General features: G+C 42.0%; 9 protein-coding genes. All 9 read left to right on the plus strand.

Annotated features, from left to right (window positions below; all coding sequences use genetic code 11):
• Positions 1-683, plus strand: a 683-nt coding sequence (locus B4K20_RS03465; RefSeq protein WP_289281896.1) for a Na(+)-translocating NADH-quinone reductase subunit C, incomplete at its 5' end; no start/stop codon positions are given.
• 3 nt (positions 684-686) lie between these two features.
• Complete coding sequence (locus B4K20_RS03470) at positions 687-1,349, plus strand: NADH:ubiquinone reductase (Na(+)-transporting) subunit D (protein ID WP_286303560.1); 663 nt, start codon at positions 687-689, stop codon at positions 1,347-1,349.
• Positions 1,350-1,958: an NADH:ubiquinone reductase (Na(+)-transporting) subunit E gene (gene nqrE, locus B4K20_RS03475; protein WP_286303559.1), complete on the plus strand. Its 609-nt coding sequence runs from the start codon at positions 1,350-1,352 to the stop codon at positions 1,956-1,958.
• Positions 1,958-3,175 (plus strand): NADH:ubiquinone reductase (Na(+)-transporting) subunit F, encoded by a 1,218-nt coding sequence (gene nqrF / locus B4K20_RS03480; protein WP_289281897.1) that lies wholly within the window; start codon positions 1,958-1,960, stop codon positions 3,173-3,175. Before nqrE ends, nqrF begins: the two co-directional genes overlap by 1 nt.
• Positions 3,176-3,373, plus strand: a complete 198-nt coding sequence (gene nqrM / locus B4K20_RS03485; protein WP_286303557.1) for a (Na+)-NQR maturation NqrM — start codon at positions 3,176-3,178, stop codon at positions 3,371-3,373.
• A 21-nt stretch (positions 3,374-3,394) separates the two neighbouring features.
• Positions 3,395-3,856: a CBS domain-containing protein gene (locus tag B4K20_RS03490; RefSeq protein ID WP_289281898.1), complete on the plus strand. Its 462-nt coding sequence runs from the start codon at positions 3,395-3,397 to the stop codon at positions 3,854-3,856.
• A 63-nt stretch (positions 3,857-3,919) separates the two neighbouring features.
• A complete protein-coding gene (locus tag B4K20_RS03495) occupies positions 3,920-4,135 on the plus strand; it encodes a DUF2007 domain-containing protein (protein WP_286303555.1) in 216 nt (71 codons plus the stop codon).
• A gap of 63 nt (positions 4,136-4,198) precedes the next feature.
• Entirely contained in the window at positions 4,199-5,152 is a 954-nt protein-coding gene (gene cysK / locus B4K20_RS03500; RefSeq protein ID WP_286303554.1) for a cysteine synthase A, read from the plus strand.
• 330 nt (positions 5,153-5,482) lie between these two features.
• A complete protein-coding gene (locus tag B4K20_RS03505; protein WP_289281899.1) occupies positions 5,483-5,854 on the plus strand; it encodes a cupin domain-containing protein in 372 nt (123 codons plus the stop codon).
• Positions 5,855-6,760: the final 906 nt, after the last annotated feature.

Below are 6,760 nucleotides of genomic sequence, written 5' to 3' on the forward strand. Positions count from 1 at the left end.
GGCCGATACAAGATGATAATAAGAAAGCTGACATCAAAAAGAATATTCTTGCTGTCACAGGCTTAAATGATCAGTCTGGTAGCGTTGATGAATTGTTCAGTCAGTTTGAAGTGAAATTGATTGATCTAGATACAGGTAATTATGCTGACAAGGATATCGATCCCGTTAGTTATGACCAACGTGCGGCATCAGCTGACCCGCAAATGAGCATTAATATTGATGACAAGGATGATATTGCCGGCATTGGTCGTCGCGCTAAGTACGCACCTGTATATATTCTGAAAGATGGTGACAATATTCAACAAGTGGTGCTGCCTGTTCACGGCTATGGTTTATGGTCAACGTTATATGGCTTTTTAGCTCTGGAGAGTGACTTCAACACTATTCGTGGTTTACGCTTCTATCAACATGCTGAAACACCCGGTCTTGGCGGTGAAGTTGACAACCCTAAATGGCGCGCTCAATGGATTGGCAAGAAAGTTTTTGATGAAGAAGGTAATGTAGAAATACGCGTCATTCGTGGGCATGTTGAGCCTAGTACACCTGATGCAGAATATAAAGTTGATGGCTTATCTGGTGCGACATTGACCAGTAATGGTGTCACCAACCTTCTACAATTCTGGTTAGGTGACCAAGGTTTTGGACCTTACCTGAAAAACATGCATTCGGAATTGGGGAAATAACTTATGGCAAGCCAAGCAAAAAATAATGTTATCGATCCTCTCATTGATAACAATCCAATTACACTTCAGGTACTGGGTATCTGCTCTGCATTAGCTGTTACCACTAACATGATGTCTGCACTCATTATGTCATTGGCTTTGACAACAGTAACAGCTTTCTCAGGTGCCTGTATCAGTGCTATCCGTAAACATATTCCTGGTAGTATTCGAATCATCGTCCAGATGACCATCATCGCTTCACTGGTGATTATTGTGGATCAGATACTCAAAGCCTACGCTTTTGAAGCGAGTAAACAGTTGTCTGTTTTTGTTGGCTTAATCATCACTAACTGTATTGTATTAGGTCGTGCAGAAGCATATGCAATGAAAAATCCACCGATGCTAAGCTTTTTGGATGGCATCGGTAACGGCTTAGGCTACAGTCTTATTTTGATGTTGGTGGCATTCTTCCGTGAGCTCTTGGGCGCCGGTAAATTATTTGGCTATCAAGTGATCCCAGTGGCCAATGACGGTGGTTGGTATATCCCAAATGGTCTTATGTTGCTGCCGCCTAGTGCTTTCTTTGTTATTGGCCTACTGATTTGGGCTGTTCGTAGCTGGAAGAAAGAGCAAGTTGAAGCTCCCGACTATCAAATCCATCAAGTTCATCGTACGGAGGTATTGTAGATGGAACATTATCTTAGCCTATTCGTACGCTCAATTTTTATTGAGAACCTGGCTCTATCCTTCTTTTTAGGGATGTGTACATTCCTTGCTGTATCAAAAAAGATTGAAACAGCACTAGGGCTTGGTATCGCTGTCATCATGGTTCAGACGATTACCGTACCGGCAAATAACTTAATTTACCAATATCTACTCAAGGATGGCGCACTGGCTTGGGCAGGCTTACCAGATGTTGACTTAAGCTTCCTTGGGCTCATCAGCTACATCGGCGTTATCGCTGCCATGGTACAAATCCTCGAAATGGCCATGGATAAATATGCCCCCGCCCTGTATAACGCGCTAGGTATTTTCTTACCATTAATCACTGTGAACTGCGCGATTCTTGGGGGAACCCTATTCATGGTTGAACGTGACTACAATCTATCTGAAAGTGCTGTATACGGGGTAGGTAGTGGTCTCGGCTGGGCCATGGCTATTACAGCTATCGCTGGCATACGTGAGAAACTCAAATATTCAGATGTACCTGATGGACTGCAAGGTTTGGGCATTACGTTTATTACCGCAGGACTTATGGCACTTGGTTTTATGGCATTTTCTGGGATTCAATTGTAATGGAAATCGTACTCGGCATCGTACTATTTACCCTTATCATCATGGCCTTAGTATTTTTGATACTAGGAGCACGCTCACGATTAGTCTCAACGGGTGATATTGAAATCGTCATCAATGATGAAAAAACCATCAAGACAAAAGCGGGTAGCAAATTACTAGGCGCACTCGCTGATGCAGATCTATTTGTATCTTCAGCTTGCGGTGGCGGTGGTACTTGCGGACAGTGTAAGGTCAAAATTTTTGAAGGTGGTGGCTCAATCCTTCCGACAGAAGAGTCACACATTACTAAGCGTGAAGCCGCTGAAGGTGACCGTTTATCCTGCCAAGTAGCGGTTAAACAGAACATGAAAATTGAAGTGCCCGAAGAAGTTTTCGGTGTCAAAAAATGGGAATGTACTGTCCGCTCTAATCATAACGTAGCAACCTTTATCAAAGAGCTTGTTCTTGAACTGCCTACAGGTGAAGATGTTAATTTCCGTGCAGGAGGATTTATTCAAATTGAGTGCCCTCCTCATACGGTTGAATATAAAAGCTTCGATGTAGAAGATGATTACCGGGGTGACTGGGATCGCTTTGATATGTGGCGGTATAAGTCTGTAGTAAAAGAAGACGTTGTACGTGCTTATTCAATGGCGAACTATCCTGAAGAGAAAGGCATCATTATGCTGAACGTTCGGATAGCTTCTCCACCACCTGATAACGATGATATTCCACCAGGTCAAATGTCATCTTATATCTTCAATTTAAAACCAGGTGATAAGGTAACCATATCAGGACCATTCGGTGAGTTCTTTGCAAAAGACACTGACAAGGAAATGGTCTTTATTGGTGGTGGTGCGGGTATGGCACCTATGCGTTCACATATTTTCGATCAGCTTCGCAGAATTAAAGCCGATCGTAAGATCAGCTTCTGGTATGGTGCCCGCAGTTTACGTGAGATGTTCTATACCGAAGACTTTGATGAGCTGGCTGCAGAGAATGAAAACTTCACTTGGAATGTGGCCTTATCAGATCCGTTGCCAGAAGATAATTGGCAGGGGTACACTGGCTTTATCCATAACGTGCTGTATGAAAACTATTTGAAGGATCACCCAGCACCTGAGGACTGTGAGTTCTATATGTGTGGTCCACCAATGATGAATGCTGCAGTCATTAATATGCTTGAAGATTTAGGTGTTGAACGTGAAAACATCTTCTTGGATGACTTTGGAGGTTAGATGACAACTTTTATCGCCGCATTTGTATTACTACTGATTATCACTGCTGCAATGGCAATAGGTGTACTATTCGGTCGTTCAGCGATCAAAGGTAGTTGTGGCGGTCTAAATCAAGTTGGATTGAGCGGAAGTTGTGGTGGCGCATGTTCTGCTCAGGAAAAAGAAGCATGCGAAAAGCGAAAAGCACAGCAAAAATAGCACCTATTTGAGGAGGTAAACATGTTAGCACCGTTGAAAGTTAAAGATTACATGAATGGTACTAAAATTACCTTCACGCCAGATATGGACATACTTCGTGCAATTAACCAACTTGTAGAATTTAAACTATCCGGTGCACCGGTCATTGATCATCATGGCAACCTCATCGGTTTCTTATCAGAAAAAGATTGTATGCAAGTTGCTCTTAATGCGGCATATCAAGGTGAAGCAGCGGGTCAAGTCGGAGAATTCATGAACTCTGAATGTGCCACAGCAGATGTTGAAGACTCTATCATCGAAATAGCACAAACCTTTTTATCAACGGTATACAAATGTTTGCCGGTGATAAAAGATAACCGCTTAGTGGGCTCCATCACACGACAAAATATATTACGAGCTCTGCAGACATCATCAAATATCGAAAACAGCAAAAAACCCGCTAAACAATCCACAAAACAACAAATACATGTAACGACAAAATAACGTTTACCACATTGTTTTTTTTAAACTGAGTGCCAGTCTCAATATTAATTGGAGACAAAACGAATGCAACTAGTATTTCGCGCTAATAATATTCTTGAGGCTCACATAGTCGCAGGTTTATTAAAAAGTCACGAAATTGAATGTCATGTTGGCGGACACTTCCTACAAGGCGCGGTTGGTGATCTCCCAGCTACAGATTTTGCTCATGTCTTTGTCGAGCGAGATAACATTGAAGCGGCTCAAGCGATAATTGATGGCTATGAAAATAATTTACTATAAAAGCACCGCAGCTGACTTATAGTAAAAAGCGATATCAATAAGTTAACGAAGCGAATACATAATATGATATATAACAGCATACTCGATACGATAGGCAACACACCTGTTGTTAAATTAAATAATATCGCCCCAGATCATGTGAATATGTATGTAAAGGTTGAGTCCTTCAACCCGATGGGTTCTGTTAAAGACCGTTTAGCATACGCGATTATAGACGATGCTGAAAAACGTGGCGTATTAAAACCTGGTCAAACAGTAGTTGAAGCAACATCAGGCAATACTGGTATTGCGCTCGCTATGGTATGCGCAGCAAAAGGTTATCCTTTTGTCGCAACGATGGTAGAAACCTTTTCAGTAGAAAGACGCAAAATTATGCGTGCTTTAGGCGCAAAGGTCATCCTGACACCAGCCGCAGAGAGCGGCAAAGGCATGGTAAGAAAAGCTGAAGAACTTGCTGAGACATATGGTTGGTTTTTGGCTAAACAGTTCGAAAATCCAGCTAATCCGGCTTATCATCGCAACACAACTGGTCCGGAGATACTCTCTGACTTTGCTGGTAAGCCTCTCGATTATTGGGTTTCAGGTTGGGGGACAGGTGGAACACTTACTGGAGCCGGTGAAATCATCAAAGCCGCTCGCCCAGAGACCAAAATAATTGCAACAGAGCCGGCTGCCGCTTCGATGTTAGCCGGTAATGACTGGGCTCCGCACAAAATCCAAGGTTGGACACCTGATTTTATTCCTGATGTATTAAATCGAAATGTTTATGACGAACTGTACTCAGTCACAGACGATGAAGCTAAAACTTGGGCGCACCGTTTAGCAAGTGAAGAAGGGATTTTTGTTGGCCTATCATGTGGTGGCACTTTAGCTACCGCGATGAAAGTAGCTGAAACTGCAAAGCCTGGAAGTACAATTCTAGCAATGCTCCCGGATACAGGTGAACGCTATTTATCAACGTATCTGTTTGAAGGAATGAATGAAGGCTCCGATGATGATTGGCTAGCAGGTCAATAAGATTCTAAAAATAGCCAAAGCAACTTCATTCATCTAACTACAGTAATGTTATTAGGTTAATAGTAGGGGAGAGATTTTGATAGCCACCCTTTTCTCATCATTTGGAATTTATTTTCTTAAGGCTCTTAATTGAGATTCTTTACTGTTGGCTGCACTCGCGGATTAATCAAATAATCATTTCTAGTTATCGAATCAACATTTTGTTGGTCAATAGCATGGATATATGTTTTAAACTTCTCTGAGTTCGTTAGAATATATCCAGCATGATTTTCTCCATGGACATTGAGCCAGCATCTACTCTGAGAAATTGATTTGAGATCTGACAGTTAAATGACAACTCCCACAATACATCGTTACTCACGAGAGAAAGAGTATTTCTTTTTTGAAGGGTGCTATATAAACGAACTTTCTAATGATTCACATGACTCTGATGTATCAATAGCTCAAGCCAGAGTTTGTCCAGGCGTCACGACACAATGGCATCGTTTAAACGCGACAACAGAACGTTATGTCATTTTAGAAGGGGAAGGATTAGTCGAACTAGGAGATAATCAAGCAGAACTTGTATCTGCAGGGGATATCGTCATTATTCCACCACTAACACCACAACGCATTACTAATAACGGCGGTTGTGATCTGATATTTTTAGCCATTTGCTCGCCAAGATTTACTGAGTCTAATTATCAGCTAGTTAATAAATGAAAGAATATTTTCACGCCGAAGATAGCTTTATCATAACCAATTGACAATACGGTCTGAGGCATCAGAGACAGCTCTACATGTCTGTCTCAGTATGCTTAATGTTTTTTTAAATGTTCCATCTTTCTTGCTCGATATACCGTCTATACGCGATTTCAGTATCTAATTCTCAGAATTATTATCGATTAAGTCTTGGTATAAAGCACCTCTAACGCATACTGCATTAAGGCGCATGGGTACATTTTACAGATAGTACATGAATGTCTTCAGCAATCTGACTTCAGTTCTGCCTCTTCCGGCGGCTAATTTAAAGCCGCCGCCATACGCTTTGGGCAGCCACTAAGTCTATTCAGATTTGGATTCGCATATAACGAACAAAGTAGTACAATTCGCTCAGTGTAGAGCTTAAGAACTGTGAACTAGAGTATGTATGGGCGTTATATGCATGGATGTCATGTATGCCGATAACGTAGGAGCAGTTATCAGTGACCTACTTTGTTTGCCCCATCCCTGGTGCAAATCGCGGCGCGACTTCCCTTCGCTCATCCAAAACATTCCTGATGTTTTTGTTATGTCCATGGATGGCGGTATGTCGCCAATGCAGGAGCGATTGGCGGTCACTTCGTTCAAGTAGGTCACGGTCTAAACATTAGATAAATAAAAACCAGACGACAGATGTCGACTGTTTTTTTTTGTATTAAAGCCTGGCAGTTATTTACACGGATGTCTTGTATGCCGATAACGCAGGAGCCGTTATCAGTGACCTACTTTGATGAAGAGCCTCCCTGTACTTCACCCTTCGGGCAGCTATTGCTGTCCATTTTTGTTCCTGACAAAAATGTCACATGGGCTGCTCCCTGAGTCAAGAGAAGTCATGTCAGGGTTTTAGATATAAAAAAAGCCCATCCG

It is taken from the genome of Methylophaga sp. UBA5088 (assembly GCF_002414625.1).
GTDB classification, from domain to species: domain Bacteria; phylum Pseudomonadota; class Gammaproteobacteria; order Nitrosococcales; family Methylophagaceae; genus Methylophaga; species Methylophaga marina.